The organism is Pseudomonas congelans (assembly GCF_900103225.1).
GTDB classification, from domain to species: domain Bacteria; phylum Pseudomonadota; class Gammaproteobacteria; order Pseudomonadales; family Pseudomonadaceae; genus Aquipseudomonas; species Aquipseudomonas congelans.
Window position 1 is genome coordinate 86,309 of the sequence record NZ_FNJH01000002.1, and the last position, 14,358, is coordinate 100,666.

The 14,358-nt window shown below is 61.3% G+C and carries 13 protein-coding genes; 10 read left to right on the forward strand and 3 right to left on the reverse strand.

Features of this window, described 5'->3' with window-relative positions; all coding sequences use genetic code 11:
* Positions 1-18: 18 nt before the first annotated feature.
* The 10 genes from BLR20_RS07160 to BLR20_RS07205 all read left to right on the forward strand — a co-directional run bounded on the left by BLR20_RS07160 (position 19) and on the right by BLR20_RS07205 (position 13,015).
* Positions 19-933 carry an FHA domain-containing protein gene (locus BLR20_RS07160; RefSeq protein WP_032612088.1) on the forward strand — a complete coding sequence of 305 codons (915 nt, stop codon included), beginning with the start codon at positions 19-21 and terminating at the stop codon, positions 931-933.
* Positions 930-2,294 (forward strand): FliI/YscN family ATPase, encoded by a 1,365-nt coding sequence (locus tag BLR20_RS07165; protein ID WP_390175875.1) that lies wholly within the window; start codon positions 930-932, stop codon positions 2,292-2,294. The genes BLR20_RS07160 and BLR20_RS07165 overlap by 4 nt, the downstream gene beginning before the upstream one ends.
* Positions 2,284-2,742 (forward strand): hypothetical protein, encoded by a 459-nt coding sequence (locus BLR20_RS07170; protein WP_032612086.1) that lies wholly within the window; start codon positions 2,284-2,286, stop codon positions 2,740-2,742. Before BLR20_RS07165 ends, BLR20_RS07170 begins: the two co-directional genes overlap by 11 nt.
* Positions 2,743-2,764: 22 nt before the next feature.
* Complete coding sequence (locus tag BLR20_RS07175; protein ID WP_050549113.1) at positions 2,765-3,373, forward strand: type III secretion system HrpP C-terminal domain-containing protein; 609 nt, start codon at positions 2,765-2,767, stop codon at positions 3,371-3,373.
* On the forward strand, positions 3,370-4,551 hold the full coding sequence (locus tag BLR20_RS26415) for a FliM/FliN family flagellar motor switch protein (RefSeq protein ID WP_054994553.1): 1,182 nt from the start codon (positions 3,370-3,372) through the stop codon (positions 4,549-4,551). The genes BLR20_RS07175 and BLR20_RS26415 overlap by 4 nt, the downstream gene beginning before the upstream one ends.
* Positions 4,548-5,201 (forward strand): type III secretion system export apparatus subunit SctR, encoded by a 654-nt coding sequence (sctR, locus tag BLR20_RS07185; protein ID WP_032612085.1) that lies wholly within the window; start codon positions 4,548-4,550, stop codon positions 5,199-5,201. Before BLR20_RS26415 ends, sctR begins: the two co-directional genes overlap by 4 nt.
* A 7-nt stretch (positions 5,202-5,208) precedes the next feature.
* Complete coding sequence (gene sctS, locus BLR20_RS07190) at positions 5,209-5,472, forward strand: type III secretion system export apparatus subunit SctS (RefSeq protein ID WP_010427610.1); 264 nt, start codon at positions 5,209-5,211, stop codon at positions 5,470-5,472.
* Positions 5,472-6,281, forward strand: a complete 810-nt coding sequence (gene sctT / locus BLR20_RS07195) for a type III secretion system export apparatus subunit SctT (protein WP_025990808.1) — start codon at positions 5,472-5,474, stop codon at positions 6,279-6,281. The genes sctS and sctT overlap by 1 nt, the downstream gene beginning before the upstream one ends.
* Positions 6,278-7,366, forward strand: a complete 1,089-nt coding sequence (sctU, locus tag BLR20_RS07200; RefSeq protein WP_032612081.1) for a type III secretion system export apparatus subunit SctU — start codon at positions 6,278-6,280, stop codon at positions 7,364-7,366. The genes sctT and sctU overlap by 4 nt, the downstream gene beginning before the upstream one ends.
* A gap of 114 nt (positions 7,367-7,480) precedes the next feature.
* A complete protein-coding gene (locus BLR20_RS07205) occupies positions 7,481-13,015 on the forward strand; it encodes an AvrE-family type 3 secretion system effector (RefSeq protein WP_162235688.1) in 5,535 nt (1,844 codons plus the stop codon).
* 183 nt (positions 13,016-13,198) lie between these two features.
* Here the strand turns inward: BLR20_RS07205 and BLR20_RS07210 are convergent, their stop codons facing one another.
* The 3 genes from BLR20_RS07210 to BLR20_RS07220 all read right to left on the reverse strand — a co-directional run bounded on the left by BLR20_RS07210 (position 13,199) and on the right by BLR20_RS07220 (position 14,355).
* The gene (locus tag BLR20_RS07210; RefSeq protein WP_010427602.1) at positions 13,199-13,399 is read right to left on the reverse strand and encodes a hypothetical protein; all 201 of its coding nucleotides are present in this window, start codon (positions 13,397-13,399) and stop codon (positions 13,199-13,201) included.
* Between the two features lie 163 nt (positions 13,400-13,562).
* Positions 13,563-13,949, reverse strand: coding sequence for a CesT family type III secretion system chaperone (locus tag BLR20_RS07215; RefSeq protein ID WP_010427600.1), 387 nt, complete (start codon positions 13,947-13,949; stop codon positions 13,563-13,565).
* 40 nt (positions 13,950-13,989) lie between these two features.
* Positions 13,990-14,355 carry a hypothetical protein gene (locus BLR20_RS07220; protein WP_010427599.1) on the reverse strand — a complete coding sequence of 122 codons (366 nt, stop codon included), beginning with the start codon at positions 14,353-14,355 and terminating at the stop codon, positions 13,990-13,992.
* Positions 14,356-14,358 lie beyond the last annotated feature (3 nt).

A 14,358-nucleotide genomic window follows, 5' to 3' on the forward strand; every position in this document is an offset into this window, starting at 1 on the left:
CCGATCGAGGAGTGAGTGATGTACGAGTTACGCGTATTGAACGGCTTGCACCGCGGTGCGGCCCTGCCACTGATTGGCGATCACTGGCTGGTCGGCAGTGACGAGCAGCACGACCTGCTGCTGCAGGATCCCGGCATTGCCAAACGCCACTGCCGTCTGACGCGTGATGGCGAACACTGGCGCCTGGAAGCTGAAGACGGCTCGCTGATCGACGACAAGGGCCAGTCCTGCGACAGCCTGACTGACCTGACAGAGGCCCAGACATTCCAGCTCGGCACTGTGCAGTTGAGCATCATGTCCAGCTCGTCGAACTGGCCTGCCGTTAGCGAACCTGCGGCCGCGCCAGGTGCACCGACCGATGAGCCGACGGCAGAAGCGCAGCAAACCCAGGAGCCGCCGAGACCGGCCAAACGCCCTGCGCTGCACAAGCGACTGGCGATCGCCGGAATCGTGGTCACCCTGGCGGGCAGCGCCTGGGCCCTCACTAGCCCGGCGCCGGTGATCAGCACCGCCCGTGCGCCGGTGCAGGAGAGAGAGCCGCAGGCCCTCAGCGCAACGGATACCGTCGAAAGGCTGCAGACCATGCTCAGGGAGCGCGAACTGCGTGATGCGGTCAGCGTGAACAGTGTTTCCGAGGGGATCGAATTGCGCGGTTCATTGACCCCGGAGCAACTGGCGCTGTTCCGACGCATGCTCGAACGCTTCAATCAACAGGAAAAAAGCGCAGTCGCGGTGCTCGACCACGTCAAACCGTTCGGCCGCAAGTTGCCTTTCGACATCGTGCAGATCGCCAGCGGCAAACGGGCTCACGTGGTGCTGGCCGATAACCGTCGGTTGTTCCTGGGCGATGAGGTGGACGGCCTGCGACTGACCAAAATCGACAAGAATCACGTCGAGTTCGATGGCGACGAGCACTACGAGGTGAAGTGGTGAACCCGGGACTGGCCAGCGCTGCGCCCCTCGCCGAGTGGGCCGATGCCTGCCGTGGGCGTTTGAACAGTCTCAGCCCGGTGGTGGTCAGCGGACGGGTCAGTGCCGTCAACGGCATCCTGCTCGAATGCCAGGTGCCTGCTGTCCGGATAGGCGATCTGTGCCGCGTATACAAGACCGGCGGCGAGTCGATGCTGGCGGAAATCGTCGGTTTTACCGAAGACTGCGCCCTGCTCAGTGCACTGGGCACGCCCGAAGGCATCGAGCAAGGCGCACGGATCGAGCCATTGGGCGTCAGCCATTCGGTGAGTGTCGACGACAGCCTGCTGGGCAGCGTGCTGGACGGCTTCGGACGACGTCTGGATGGTCAGGGAGACGGTGCCTTCGCCTTGCCCGGCGAGCACCGCCCTACCCAGCCGGTGATTTGCGACGCCATTCCACCCACCCAGCGGCCACGTATCGCCGATGCCATGCCTACCGGTCTGCGTGCCATAGACGCAGCCATCACTCTGGGTGAAGGCCAGCGCGTCGGCCTGTTCGCAGGCGCGGGGTGTGGCAAGACCACACTGCTGGCCGAGCTGGCGCGCAATATGCCCTGCGATGTAATCGTCTTCGGCCTGATCGGCGAGCGTGGTCGCGAACTGCGCGAGTTTCTTGATCATGAACTGGACGATGAACTGCGCGCCCGCTCGGTGCTGGTCTGCGCGACCTCGGACCGCTCGAGCATGGAGCGCGCGCGCGCAGCCTTCACCACCACGGCCATTGCCGAGGCCTACCGACAAAGCGGCAAACGTGTGTTGCTGCTTATCGATTCCCTGACCCGCTTCGCGCGGGCCCAGCGCGAGATCGGTATTGCAGCGGGTGAACCCCTCGGCCGCGGCGGCCTGCCGCCGTCGGTTTATACCCTGCTGCCGCGCCTGGTCGAACGTGCCGGCCGCAGCGAGCAAGGCTCGATCACCGCGATCTACACCGTGCTGATCGAACAGGACTCGATGAACGACCCGGTCGCCGATGAAGTCCGCTCGCTGATCGACGGGCACATCGTGATGTCACGCAAGCTGGCCGAGCGCGGTCATTATCCTGCCATCGACGTGCAGGCCAGTCTCAGCCGTATCACCAGCAGCGTCACGGACCGCCAGCATCAGCGCGGCAACGTCACCCTGCGCCGCCTGCTGGCGGCTTATCAGCAGGTGGAAATGCTTCTGCGGCTGGGCGAATACACGCCTGGCAACGACGCCATGACCGACTGCGCAGTGCAACTGCATGAGCAGATCAACGGTTTTCTCCAGCAGGAGTTGCGCGAGCCTCAGGCGCTGCAGGACACCCTTCACCAACTTTATGCGCTGATCGATCATGCGCCGTAGGGTCGCGGTCGAGGAAGCGGCACCCGATCCGGACCCGCAACGTGACGCGCTGGTCGAGGTCGTCGCATTGCTCACACCGCTGCGGGAGCGGCGCAAAAACAGCCTGGAACGCCGCTGCCGGGAAGAGCAGGAACAGATCAGCCGAATGCAGGCTGCCATCGAACTGGCCGAACAGGAGTGTGTTGAAGACCTGCGCCAGCAGAGGCAGGAACGCAAGGCGCTGGCGCTGCAGTGCGAGGGCCAGGTGATGAGCATCAATGGCATCCAGCAATGGCAGCAACAGGAGCAGCAGCTCATGGACCGCCAGACCGAATTGCGCCTGCATACGCAACGCCTGAACCTGGAACTCGAGAACCAGCAATTGCGGGCGAGAGAAGTGCAGACCGAACTGCGCGCCAGCCAGCGAGCCCTGGAAAAACTGGCCTGCCTGCGTGAAACCCTGGCCTAGACGATCTGCTACAGGAGACGAAATGAACCTCAACAGCCCCGTCCATCACCTGCTCGATCACCGCCAACCTTCAGTGCCGGAACGCCAGGAAAGCAAACGCGAACCTGCCCGCGACACCCCTCGGCCGCAAGGTTTGCCTGCACGCCCGCAAGGGAGAAACAACGAGCCCGAGCGCCTTCGGGAAGCCCCTTCGAGGGAGGCCGGAAAAACCCGGCACGGTGAGTCCGAGCGACTCGCCGACGGATTGTTCTTTGAGCAACTGCTGGCTCCGCCGGGCGGCATGAATGGTCAAGGTCAAGGCGGCTCACGAGGGCAGTCGTTCATGGGCCAGACCGACACGGCTGGTCTGGCCGGTTTCGCCGGGTGGAATCAATTGGTCGATGACCTGGCCATGCGCCTGCCGTCGGGCTCCGGCCAGTCTCTCCAGGCCACGCTGTTCATGCCCAACCTGGGACGCATCGGCCTCAATGCACGCAATCGCTCGCCACGCGGCTGGGACATCGATCTGGACTGCGCCGAGGCACATGCCGCCGAGCATCTGCGCCAGCAACATACGCGCTGTCAGGATGATCTGAGCAGGGCACTCTGCCAGCCGGTCAACCTCAGTGTTCGCCATGAGGGGCGCGCATGAATGCCCACGCCCTGCCGCTGCGGCGCCTCAGCCATGCCCAGGTGCGCATTGCCCGGCGTCTGGCAGGCGAACCCTGGATGGATTTCAGCGTCTCCGATCAGCCGGGACGCATGACCCTCAGAACCAGCCGCCGTGCCCCTGCCAGCACACCCATGCACTGGTTCGACTGCGCGCTGGGAAAGATGGGGCTCAGCGATGCCCAGGCTGTGCTCGGCGCCTGGTCCAGCACCCCCGCCTTCATAACCGCCGACAGCGCCGAAAGCTGGTTGTGGCCCTTGTACAACGCCGGGCTGTCAGCAGAGCTGGCCAATGTGCTGGGCGCCCTGCAGCGATCGGCCTCGCCTGAACAGCAAGAGGAGGAGTTCGAATACTGCGAGCTGACCCTGCAACTGAGCGCCGGACGCCTGCACAGCGTACTGGCACTCCCTGCGCACGCGCTCGCCGACTGGCTCGAGCAACCCGTATGGAACGTAAATCCACCACTCGACCACTCAGGGTTGGCACTGACGTTCGCAATGCGTCTCGGACGCCTGAGCCTGCCCTGGCAAGCGATCGAAAGCCTGCGTCCGGGTGACGTGCTCTGCCCCGGCGAAGCCGATTTCGACACTGCCGGACATGGCGCGCTGGTCATGGGGCCGCGCCACGTTCGGGTACGTATCGTTGAGCACGCCGAACGCCTGCAACTGGAAGTTTTGCAAATCGAGGAGAGGACGGTGACAGACCGTGATGAGCTGGATCAACCGATCAGCGAGGCCGCCGAGACATGGGCGCACGATGAAGCGCAGGCCGATGACGCCTATGCGCAGGACGCTTATGGGGCTGATGCCTATGAGGAAGACGCCGGCCTTGACGATGACCGATACGAAGACGACGCGGTTGAAGACGAGGACGGTCATGAGCATCACGCCGACCCGCACCCGTCGTCCGGTCCTGTGTCTGAAACACCAACCGGGGCTTTCAATGATCTGGCGCTCCCGCTGACGCTGCGCTGCGGCCAGATCAACCTGACCCTTGGCGAGCTGGCGACCCTCGTGCCGGGTACGGTACTCGAAGTGCCAGGCATCAAGCCGGGGCTGGCCGGCCTTTACTACGGCGAGCGGCGGTTGGCGCAGGGTGAGCTGGTGGACGTCGAGGGGCGACTCGGCTTGCAGATCCTTCAGGTGGACGAGCGCGGATGACGCTTAATGACACGAACCCGATCATGCTGGCGCTCTTTCTCGGAGCGCTGTCCCTGCTGCCCTTCCTGCTGGTGGTGTGCACCTCGTTTTTGAAAATCGCCTCGGTCCTGCTGATCACTCGCAACGCCATCGGCGTGCAGCAAGTGCCGCCGAACATGGCGCTGTATGGCATCGCCCTGGCCGCCACGCTGTTCGTCATGGCTCCGGTGTTCTCCGAGATCGCGACCATCGCTCAGGATAATCCGCTGCAACTGCGCGACACCCGCGACCTGACCAGGAGCGCCAAGGCCCTGCTGGCACCGCTGCAGGCGTTCATGAATCACAACGTGGACCCCGATGTGCTGACCCATCTGCACGAAAACGCTTTGCGCATGTGGCCAAAGGATATGGCCGATGCCGCGAGCCGTGGAGACTTGCTGCTACTGATCCCGGCGTTCGTGCTGTCCGAGCTGCAGGCAGCGTTCGAGATCGGGTTCCTGATCTACATCCCGTTTATCGTCATCGACCTGATTGTCTCCAATCTCCTGCTGGCACTGGGCATGCAGATGGTCTCTCCGATGACCATCTCGCTGCCCTTGAAGATCCTGCTCTTCGTGCTGGTCAGCGGCTGGACACGCCTGCTCGACAGCCTCTTTTACTCCTATATGTGAGGGTACGATGGAAGCCTTGAACCTGTTCAAGCAGGGCATGATTCTCGTCGTGCTCCTGACCGCCCCGCCACTGATCGTCGCCGTTGCCGTCGGCGTGCTGACCTCGCTGGTGCAGGCGCTGATGCAGGTCCAGGACCAGACCCTGCCCTTCGGCCTCAAGCTGTTGGCGGTGGGGCTGACCCTGGCAATGACGGGCCGCTGGATCGGCGTCGAGCTGATTCAATTGACCAACCTGGCGTTCAACATGATTGCCCAGAGCGGCAAGGGCTGATCATGTTCGACGCCCAGTTCGCCTATGAACTGTTCAATGGCATCGCCTTGTCGATGGCGCGCCTCTATCCCTGCATGTTTCTGGTGCCGGCCTTTCTGTTCAAGCATCTCAAGGGCCTGCCGCGCTATGCCGTTCTGGCCGCCCTGGCACTGATTCCGGCTCCCGGCATCGGTCAGGAGCTGAGCCGTCTGGGCGAGTCGTGGACGGGCATCTTCTTCCTGATCTTCAAGGAAATGGTCCTCGGCACCCTGATGGGGCTGGTGCTCTATCTGCCGTTCTTCCTGTTCAGCGCCGTGGGTGTGTTGCTCGACAACCAGCGCGGCGCGCTGACCGGCGGCCAGCTCAATCCGGCACTGGGCGCTGATGTCACACCGTTGTCGCAACTGTTCGAGGAAACCCTGGTGATGCTGCTGATCATCATTGGCGGCCTGCCGCTGCTGATGCAGGTGATCTGGGACAGCTATCAGATCTGGCCAGCCACCAGCTGGTGGCCAGCGCTGCAGGCACAGGGCTTCGAGGTGTACCTGGGCCTGGTGAACGACACCTTCACCCATTTGCTGCTGTATTCGGCACCGTTCATTGCCTTGCTGTTGCTGGTGGAAGCCGCCATGGCGTTGATCGGGATCTACAGCCCGCAATTGAACGTGTTCATCCTCGCCATGCCGGCCAAGTGCGTGATCGGTCTGGCGTTTCTGGTGATCTACCTGCCCACCTTGCTGGATCTGGGTACCGAGCGCCTTGAACTGCTGCGCGACGTGCGGCACACGCTGCTGCTGATTGTTCCGGCACCTCTGGAGCCTGCGCCATGAGTGAAAAGAATCAGGACGCTACGCCCAAGCAGATTCGCGACGCCCGCAAGCGCGGGCAGGTCGCCCAGAGCCAGGACTTGCCCAAGCTGCTGATTCTGGTGGTAGTCAGTGAGATCACGCTGGGCATGGCCGATGTCAGCATGGAAAAACTTCAGTCGCTGATCAAGCTATCCATGACGCGCATGGATCAGCCCTTCCTGCGTACCGTTGGAGAAGTGGTGACCCAGGGTGTCTGGCTGGTGGCGGCCTTCGCAGTACTCAGCGTGGGCGTCGCCATGCTGATGAGACTGCTGGGCAGCTGGATGCAGTTCGGCGTGCTGTTCGCGCCCGAAGCGTTGAAGCCGAGCATGGAAAAACTCAACCCGTTCAGCCACCTCAAGCAGATGTTCACCCTGCGCAGCCTGACCACGTCACTGTCCGGGATCATCAAGGCAGCGATTATAGCTGTAGTGATGTGGATGATCGTCGAGCCCGCGCTGGGCACTCTGGTGAGCCTGGTGCACAGCGACCTGGTGACGTTCTGGCATGCACTTTCCAAACTGTTCCACCAGATTCTGCGAGTCACGTGCGGGATCCTGCTGGTACTCGCCGTCGCCGACTTTGCCATTCAGAAATATTTCCACGCCAAACAGCTGCGCATGAGCATGGAAGACATCAAGCAGGAATATAAGAACTCCGAGGGCAACCCTGAGATCAAGGGTCACCGTCGCCAGCTTGCGCACGAACTGCTCAATCAGGCACCCAAGGCCCCGCCAAAGCCGGTCAAGGATGCCGATGTGCTGATCGTCAACCCGACCCACTACGCGGTGGCCCTGTATTACCGACCGGGCGAAACCGCGCTGCCGCGCATTCACTGTAAAAATATCGACGCAGGCGCCCTGGCTCTGATCGAAGAAGCCAAGCGTGAACGCATACCTGTCGTGCAGTGCATCTGGCTTGCGCGCACGCTGTATCGCGTCCCCCAGGACCGCTTCATCCCGCGTGACACCTTGCAGGCCGTGGCGCAGATCTATGGCGTGATCAAGCAACTGGACGACGAAGCCAAGCGTGAAGTCATCCAGGCCAACGACATCGATATCCTCTGACACCGCCTTGCAGGATTTATCAAGAACCCTTTTCCAGAGCCTCTGGAACCACTCTCGGCCTTAAGGCCACACAGATGTTCGGTTCTGCAAATGAGTATTCCAGGTATGGTCAACTTGAATCCGCTCTCATTCCGCACGCATGGTCAACCTCATGCGGTAAAAGAACAGCAGCCCGATCTGCACAGCCAGAAAAAGGCCCCGCGCCTCAATCAGATCCAGGATGGCTCATCGCGAGTACGCCTGGCGAACTCTCTGGTGAAGGCCGGCAGCAAGCTCACCAGCGCATTCCGTGCAAGCCAGCGCAAGGTCGACAAAAACGAACAGCGCGCCTGGCACGAGCCTCTGATGCGACCGCCGCGAGACCGCAGCGAGAACGGCCTGCAGATGGTCAACTCCAGCGCGGCGCACGCAATTACCCAAAAGCTCAACGCCGAAGGCAAGTACGCAGACGTTCGGGCATTGCTGGCTCATGAAACAGGCACCGATGTGCGGGGTTACCTGATGCGCGATCAGGATAATCATTACCATCAGGTGCAACAGAGTGCTGCACTGATCAGCACGTTGAAATCGTCGATGCCGATGAAATGGAGGCCGGACCCGGCTGGCCGGGGGCATCAGGCCGAAAGTACCGGCATCTATACCGACCGGCGTAATCGCCAGTTCACCCTGCATGGCCGCACGGTGTACGCGTTCGATAAGAACACACAGCGCTGGGTACCTGATCAACCGTCCCAGGATGACATCTCTCGCCTGTCGCTGGACCTCAACGGCGATCTGAAACGTTACCGCCACAAGGACGACGTGCGCGACCACAGCGCGACACAAACCCATGAAGCGAACCTGATGCGCAATGGCAAGGTGCAACTGGCCGAGAAAACGTATCAGGGCAAAAGCTGTGAGGCACTTCTGCGCAAGGCCAATGGCGAGCCCATTGATGTCAAGCGCGTGGGACTGCTGCCAGCCACCAACGGACGAGCGACCCTGTTCGTCCTCGACAAGGATGACGGGCTTTATCACCTGCATATGCCCAAGGAGCTGGAGCCGAAGGACGAGTTCAAACTGCAGCGCGTGAAACTGCACTTTGATCAGGCCGTCGGTGCAGAGGCCGCCGACAAGGCGGCCGTCGAGGGATTCATCGCCGACGGCGGCACACTCAAAGCCGTGATACGCGACGGTATGGGTCTGCGTCACAGTACTCGACTGCACCAGCCAAGGGTCATCCCCGATGCAGAAGAAGTGCAGGCCAGAATCGAGCCGGGCTGGCGGATAAGCAAGCAACTGCACCTGCTCAATAACAACGGCCTGCCCGATCGCATCAACGCGAGCGACACCCAGATCCGCCTGCACAACGGGGCAGCGCTGGGGTTGAACAAGGCCGGCGAGCTCTGCGGGTGGAACGAGACCACTCAGCAGTGGGACAAACTGCATACGCATGGCGTCAGTGATCTGGTGCTGGGCCTGGACGACAAACCCTATGTGATCCATAAACACGCACCCAAGGCTCTCGATGTCAGTTTCGCTCAACCCAAGTTGAAACTGGGTAACGAGGAGCCGGTGGCACTGGGACGCTCGACCTCTGCGGAACTGGGTAGCACCTTGAGCGAGGAGCCGGTCAGTCATTGTGCGGTGCTCGACGACAAGCACTTCGCCCTGCTCACCCGCCCCGACAGCACTGCTCCCGCTGCGCTCAAGGCAAGCCTGGACGGCCTGAGTGTCGATATTCCCGCCCCGCGTGATGCCAATGGCAGGCCGCTGCCCATCAACAGTCTGGCGCTCGATCAGGCAAAACACCTGTATGCATCCGCCGGTGGCAATCTTTACAGGCTGCACCATGACCAGTGGACGCAGAGTCAACACGGAGAAACAGCGGCGTGGACGCCAGCCGGATTGCAGGCCGGCTCTGCTGGCAAGACAGCCGCCACCTCGGCGCAGGCTCTGGAAAGCATTGCCGAGGAGCCTTCGCACGCCCCCACCGACGTACTCAAGGACCAGGTCAAGGCAGTTCTGGCAAAACAGCCTGGCATGGCGCTGAGCGAAGCCGAGCTTTCCCGGGCCCGAGTCACCATCGGCAAGGTCGAGATGGGTCCGAACAAGCGGCCGGTGTTCGAGGTCAGGCTGCAACGTCCACGGCTACAGCCAAGCGGGCAGGAAACGCCCCTGGCCCGCGAGGCGCGTGTGGGCCTTGCGTCAGATAGCGGAGCCACGAACACCAACGCCGCAAAAAACCGCCCTTCAGTATCTACCCACACACTGGAACTGTCTTATGACCGCCTCGGCGCGATCAGCCTGCGGCCGACCAAGGCTCAGTCCAACCCGGCGGCCAATACCCAATGGGAAATGATGCAGGCGCGCAACCACCGCACCGGCAAGATTGGCAATGCCAATAGCTCGTCGACCACCACGATGCTTGGCTCCACCACCGATAATGCGCGCGTGAGCAGCGGGAACATCTTCAAGAACGCCAATGAAGCGTTTCATCGAATGGGGGAATCCTACCGACACCACTTCCATCCCGTTGAAACGCACAGGGCCAATGCCCAGGACCTCAAGCGGGCTTATCAATCAGGCGACAAGGCCAAAGACCGCTTCAAGAACGCGCTCAATCATATCGCAACCTCCGGTGCGCGGAGCCGTGCGGGGCTCAACCCGCTCTATCAGGAATCACAACGACTCTACGAAAGTTTCGATAACCCAACGGCCATGATCGGCAAACCGCCGCTGGACCCACGCATTGACAAACTCAAGACTGGCAGTCAGCCACAGGGCCGCGCGGGCGAAGAAAAAGCGCAACTGCATAAACAGATCAAGGCATTACGCGAGAGTGTCGAGGATAGCAGCTACCAGGCCATTGTGCGTCTGGGGCAGATTCACGAGTTGCTGGACGAGCGCGGCGTCGCGTTGAAGCCTGTCACTCGCATGCCCAACGCCAACGGCGGAACCGTGAGCGTGCTGAGCAGAGCGCTGAACGGCAGCGGGCTCGATAACGACAACAAGGCTCGGGCCAAGCTTCGCGAGCTGGTGAACATGGGCCTCAAGCTACCGGACCGCCGACTCGAACCGAGCCTCGACAACACCGGCCGCAGCAAGAGCCCCAGCAGCCTGCTGGAAGATCGCATACTGCTCGACGCACAGCTCCTGCATCAGATGGCCGACCTTCTGAGCAGAAATCCGAACGACGAAACGGTTACAGGCGGCCGCAATGACGCCGGCAAAAAAACCGGTGCCAGCTCCGCGCTGGATCAGTTGCAGGGTTTACGCATGGCGTACGAGAACAACGACATCAAGCTGTTCAGCGACAATGGCGTCGTCAGCCATACTGAGCTGGAAAAACTCCAGGAGGCCCGCGATACCGTGGCACGCGAGCTGACCGGCAAACACGGCCTGAAGTACAACACCACCCGCTCGTTCTCTGCGGACATGCACGTCATCGGTGACCACTTCGGCAACCTGAAAGCGGGCGATGCGACATCATTGCTGCGCAGCAAGGGCGCTACCTTTACCACACCTTCGCTGATCGTCCCGCTCACCCCTGACGGCGGTGGCATCTACGTCAATTTCGGCGGAGGACGCGAGCACGGCATCAGCCTTGAAACCGAAGGCGGTGAAAGCGCAACCACCTTGGGTTTGAAAAACAGCCACAGCACCAATGGTTTTCTAAACGTCGGTTACTACCACGCGCCTTCGGCGGTGGCGCACCGCCTGTTCGGTTCCGGTCCGACCGACAATCCGAGCAGAATCAGCAGCCTGTATAGCGCCGACGTCAGTGCCAAGGCCACCTACACCCATGCGATCGCAGGCTGGCTGACCGCCAGCAACGCCAGTATGGCCAATATCATGGAAAACCTGCTCGACCCGAGTGCTTCGCTGTCGGACCTGTATCGGCTGGGCCAGGACAAGGGCGGTTCGGTGGAAGAAAGCGAGCTGTTCCAGCAGACTCTGGGCGCCGGTGCGAGCGTGGACATCGGGCGTCTGAACCTGGGCGGCACGCTGCTGCGCAGCGAAGACGGTGGCGTCTGGAACGCGTTCCTGCGTGCCACCCTGGGCGTCAATGCCGAAGCCACGTTGCTGAATAATTCCAAGACCAGCGTGACCACCCATAAAGGCGAGGGCAAGGACGCCATCGCAACGAAACGGGCCCGTGATGTACTGCCAGGCGCCAGTGTAGGCACCTATTCCCGAATCGGTGGCGCCACCAATGGCATCGTCCACCCTGACGGGTACGCCAATAATATGGGAGTCAAAAACCATATCCTCGTTGGCCAGACAGTGTTGACCGATGCCTTCAGCGTGAGCTTTGCCATCGATCGCGCGAAGAACGATAAATTCACGCTCAACTTCAAGCCCGGCAAGGCGGTGACCACACCGCAGCTGCACGATGTTGAAAAAGCCCTGACAAAAGTGCTCAAGGACAAGGAGGTTGCACAGGCGGTGAGTGAACGGCAGGCTCTGCTGGACGAACTGGAGGGGTGTGCGCCGGCACCGGTAAACGTTCCGCCCACACTGACACCCGGCCCTCTGGGGAGCTTCAGTTCGCCCACGGTATCCACTCGACAACGACCGGCTGCGACCCGTCTGGATGAACTGAAACCCCTGCTACCCCGATTGAAGGAGGGCTTGCCCCGCCAGGCCAATCGGGTAACCGACTTGAAAGACGCGGTGGATGCCCTGCCCGCCCAGCCAACCGAAGCACAGCGCGATGCGGTATTGGCCCAGGCGCGCCAGTTGGCTGTCGATATGAAAGCCAACACGATGGCAGACGACACGACCGCCCTACAGGAAAAAGCCACCAAGGCCATCGCTGCGGGACAAAAGCTGGAGAAAACGGAAATGGAAGGCCACCTGGCGGCGCTGCAACGCGTAGTCAAACAACTTGAGCATCTGCCTCTGGAAAATGAGGCGCTCAAAGAGCTGGCCTACACCGTTCAGCAACTGGACAAGAACAACGAGCTGTCCAAATCCGGCGGACGCCTGCTGGCCTCAGGTGAACACAAGTACACCGCGACCGGGGTGCAATTGAACAAAGGTGGTCTGACCGGGGCTTCAGCGCCCTGGCGTGACAGGACCTCTGGCAAGAACGCCGACGAGATCGTCAGGTTCATCAACAAGCACCCGGTGCTTCAGGAGATGGCCAGACGCGCCGAAAACGAAGGCCCCACATCCATGGAGCTGGTTCTGGAACTCAAGCCCAGAACACTGGAGCACCTCGAGGCTGGCTTGAATGCCGGGGATCCGGATATCCAGAAAAAACTCGAAGCCGCGTTGCGTGACGACGAAAACATTCGCATCAAGAGTATGACCGTGTTGCGCAGCGCTACGCAGAGTGACGGCAAAGCCACGCCAAGCCTGCTGCTCAGCGCCAAGAGCAGTGCAGCGGTCAACAGCACGGTGGTTCTGGCTTCACTGGACTTCAAGTACAGCCATGATCAGGAACACAAGCCCGTCAGCGTGACACCGGGTGGTCTGCTGGTCATGCCATGGGTCAAAAAAGATGTACGCGACGACCTGGCGCAGCAAAACATCAAGATCAGGAGCAGCAATAACCGCAAGAATCTGCACAGCGCTCCGGCAGAGCCTGGCGAGAGCGCGATGGAACATGCCAGCGGCAGCGCCAATACCGGCAGTGGACCACGAGGCACAGGCGCGTTGTGATGGCTGCCGACGGCCGCTCTCGAGCGGCCGTCGGCATTCGCGTGGCCGCTGATCGCTGATCGCTGATCGCTGATCAAGCATGAAAAATCAATAGAGGCAGGAGAACGAAACAAGCAGGCGGGAGGTTGCGAGAGACAGGCGCGACGGGCTGCCTTTCGGCAGCACCGTTCGCCCGAAACGAGGTTAGTAGGTCGCCGGTTTTTGTTCCGACGGGTCGTTGGCGTAAGAGACTGCGCCGCCACTGGGCTGGCCGCTCATCATGTTCTTGATGGCGTCTACACCGCTTCCGGCCAATTGCTGACCGGCACCTTGAGCGACGTTGCGCATGGCATCCTGAGCGATCGGAGCCAGGGGACGTGCGATTGCAGCGAGTGCTTGGAGCATGGGGATTTCCTCTCTGGTTTATGAACAACGTTATGGTTTAACCGGTTGAAGGCACCTGAGCCGATCCGGCCGCAGGTTGAACCTGGTGGCCCGGAAAAGATCACGCGCGGCGTCAGGAGCGGCTGTTGTCCCAGCGCAACCCGAGCTGGAACGCCGAGCGCTCCTAGCGCACCAATATCTTGCGCAGGGTTCCGAGACGATCGACAAACCCCATGATCCATTGACAGAAGCTCAGCTCGTCAAGCCTGCCAAGGTCTTGCTGGGCGCACAGGCGCACGCTGTTCTGCGCATCCAGCGCCAGCCAGCATCCGCCCATCTGTTCAGGCTTGAAGTTGAGCTGCAGCAAACGCTCGTGAACGCCCGGGCCGGCTTGATCAAGATCGATACGTGCGTGTACGAACGCTACGTCACCGGGGGCCGGGACTTCGATGTTGGCCAATTCTTGGCCTTGCTCATCGGCCAGTGCACACAGGCCATTCTCGAACGCCAGTGGACTGCCAGCCTGAGCGGCCAGGGCCGCAAGCAGGCGATCTGCATGAGGTGTGCTCACAAGTTATGCTCCGTATCAGCTATGAGGAACCTGACGGGTCTCAATGACGCGACAGGCTCTTGCCAAGATGCTCCAGCCCCATCAGTTGCAATTGATGGGTGCTGATTTCATCCAGTGCGGCTCTGTCCAGCTCACCCGGCAGACAGCGCCAGATCACGAATTCACGACGTGAGTCCAGAAACAGAAAGTAATCGTGGTAGCGTTCCGGGTCATCGAAACGACGTTCAAGCGCCTCGCCAAACTGCGACGGGCCAAGGTTGTGCCAGTCGACCTGCAGGGCCAGCCCCCAGTCCATGCACTCACGGCGCGTACAGAACGACACGCCCGCAGCGATTTCCCAGATGGCAGGACGCCCTGCCACCACTTCGGCGTAGAACTGCTCCTTGTCAATATTACGAGTGGTCATAAC

Bases quoted from the DNA above. Each gene is read 5' to 3' on its own strand.
- BLR20_RS07160 (WP_032612088.1), top strand. From the start codon at position 19: ATGTACGAGTTACGCGTATTGAACGGCTTGCACCGCGGTGCGGCCCTG.
- BLR20_RS07170 (WP_032612086.1), top strand. From the start codon at position 2,284: ATGCGCCGTAGGGTCGCGGTCGAGGAAGCGGCACCCGATCCGGACCCG.
- BLR20_RS07175 (WP_050549113.1), top strand. From the start codon at position 2,765: ATGAACCTCAACAGCCCCGTCCATCACCTGCTCGATCACCGCCAACCT.
- BLR20_RS26415 (WP_054994553.1), top strand. From the start codon at position 3,370: ATGAATGCCCACGCCCTGCCGCTGCGGCGCCTCAGCCATGCCCAGGTG.
- sctR (WP_032612085.1), top strand. From the start codon at position 4,548: ATGACGCTTAATGACACGAACCCGATCATGCTGGCGCTCTTTCTCGGA.
- sctS (WP_010427610.1), top strand. From the start codon at position 5,209: ATGGAAGCCTTGAACCTGTTCAAGCAGGGCATGATTCTCGTCGTGCTC.
- sctU (WP_032612081.1), top strand. From the start codon at position 6,278: ATGAGTGAAAAGAATCAGGACGCTACGCCCAAGCAGATTCGCGACGCC.
- BLR20_RS07210 (WP_010427602.1), bottom strand. From the start codon at position 13,399: ATGCTCCAAGCACTCGCTGCAATCGCACGTCCCCTGGCTCCGATCGCT.
- BLR20_RS07220 (WP_010427599.1), bottom strand. From the start codon at position 14,355: ATGACCACTCGTAATATTGACAAGGAGCAGTTCTACGCCGAAGTGGTG.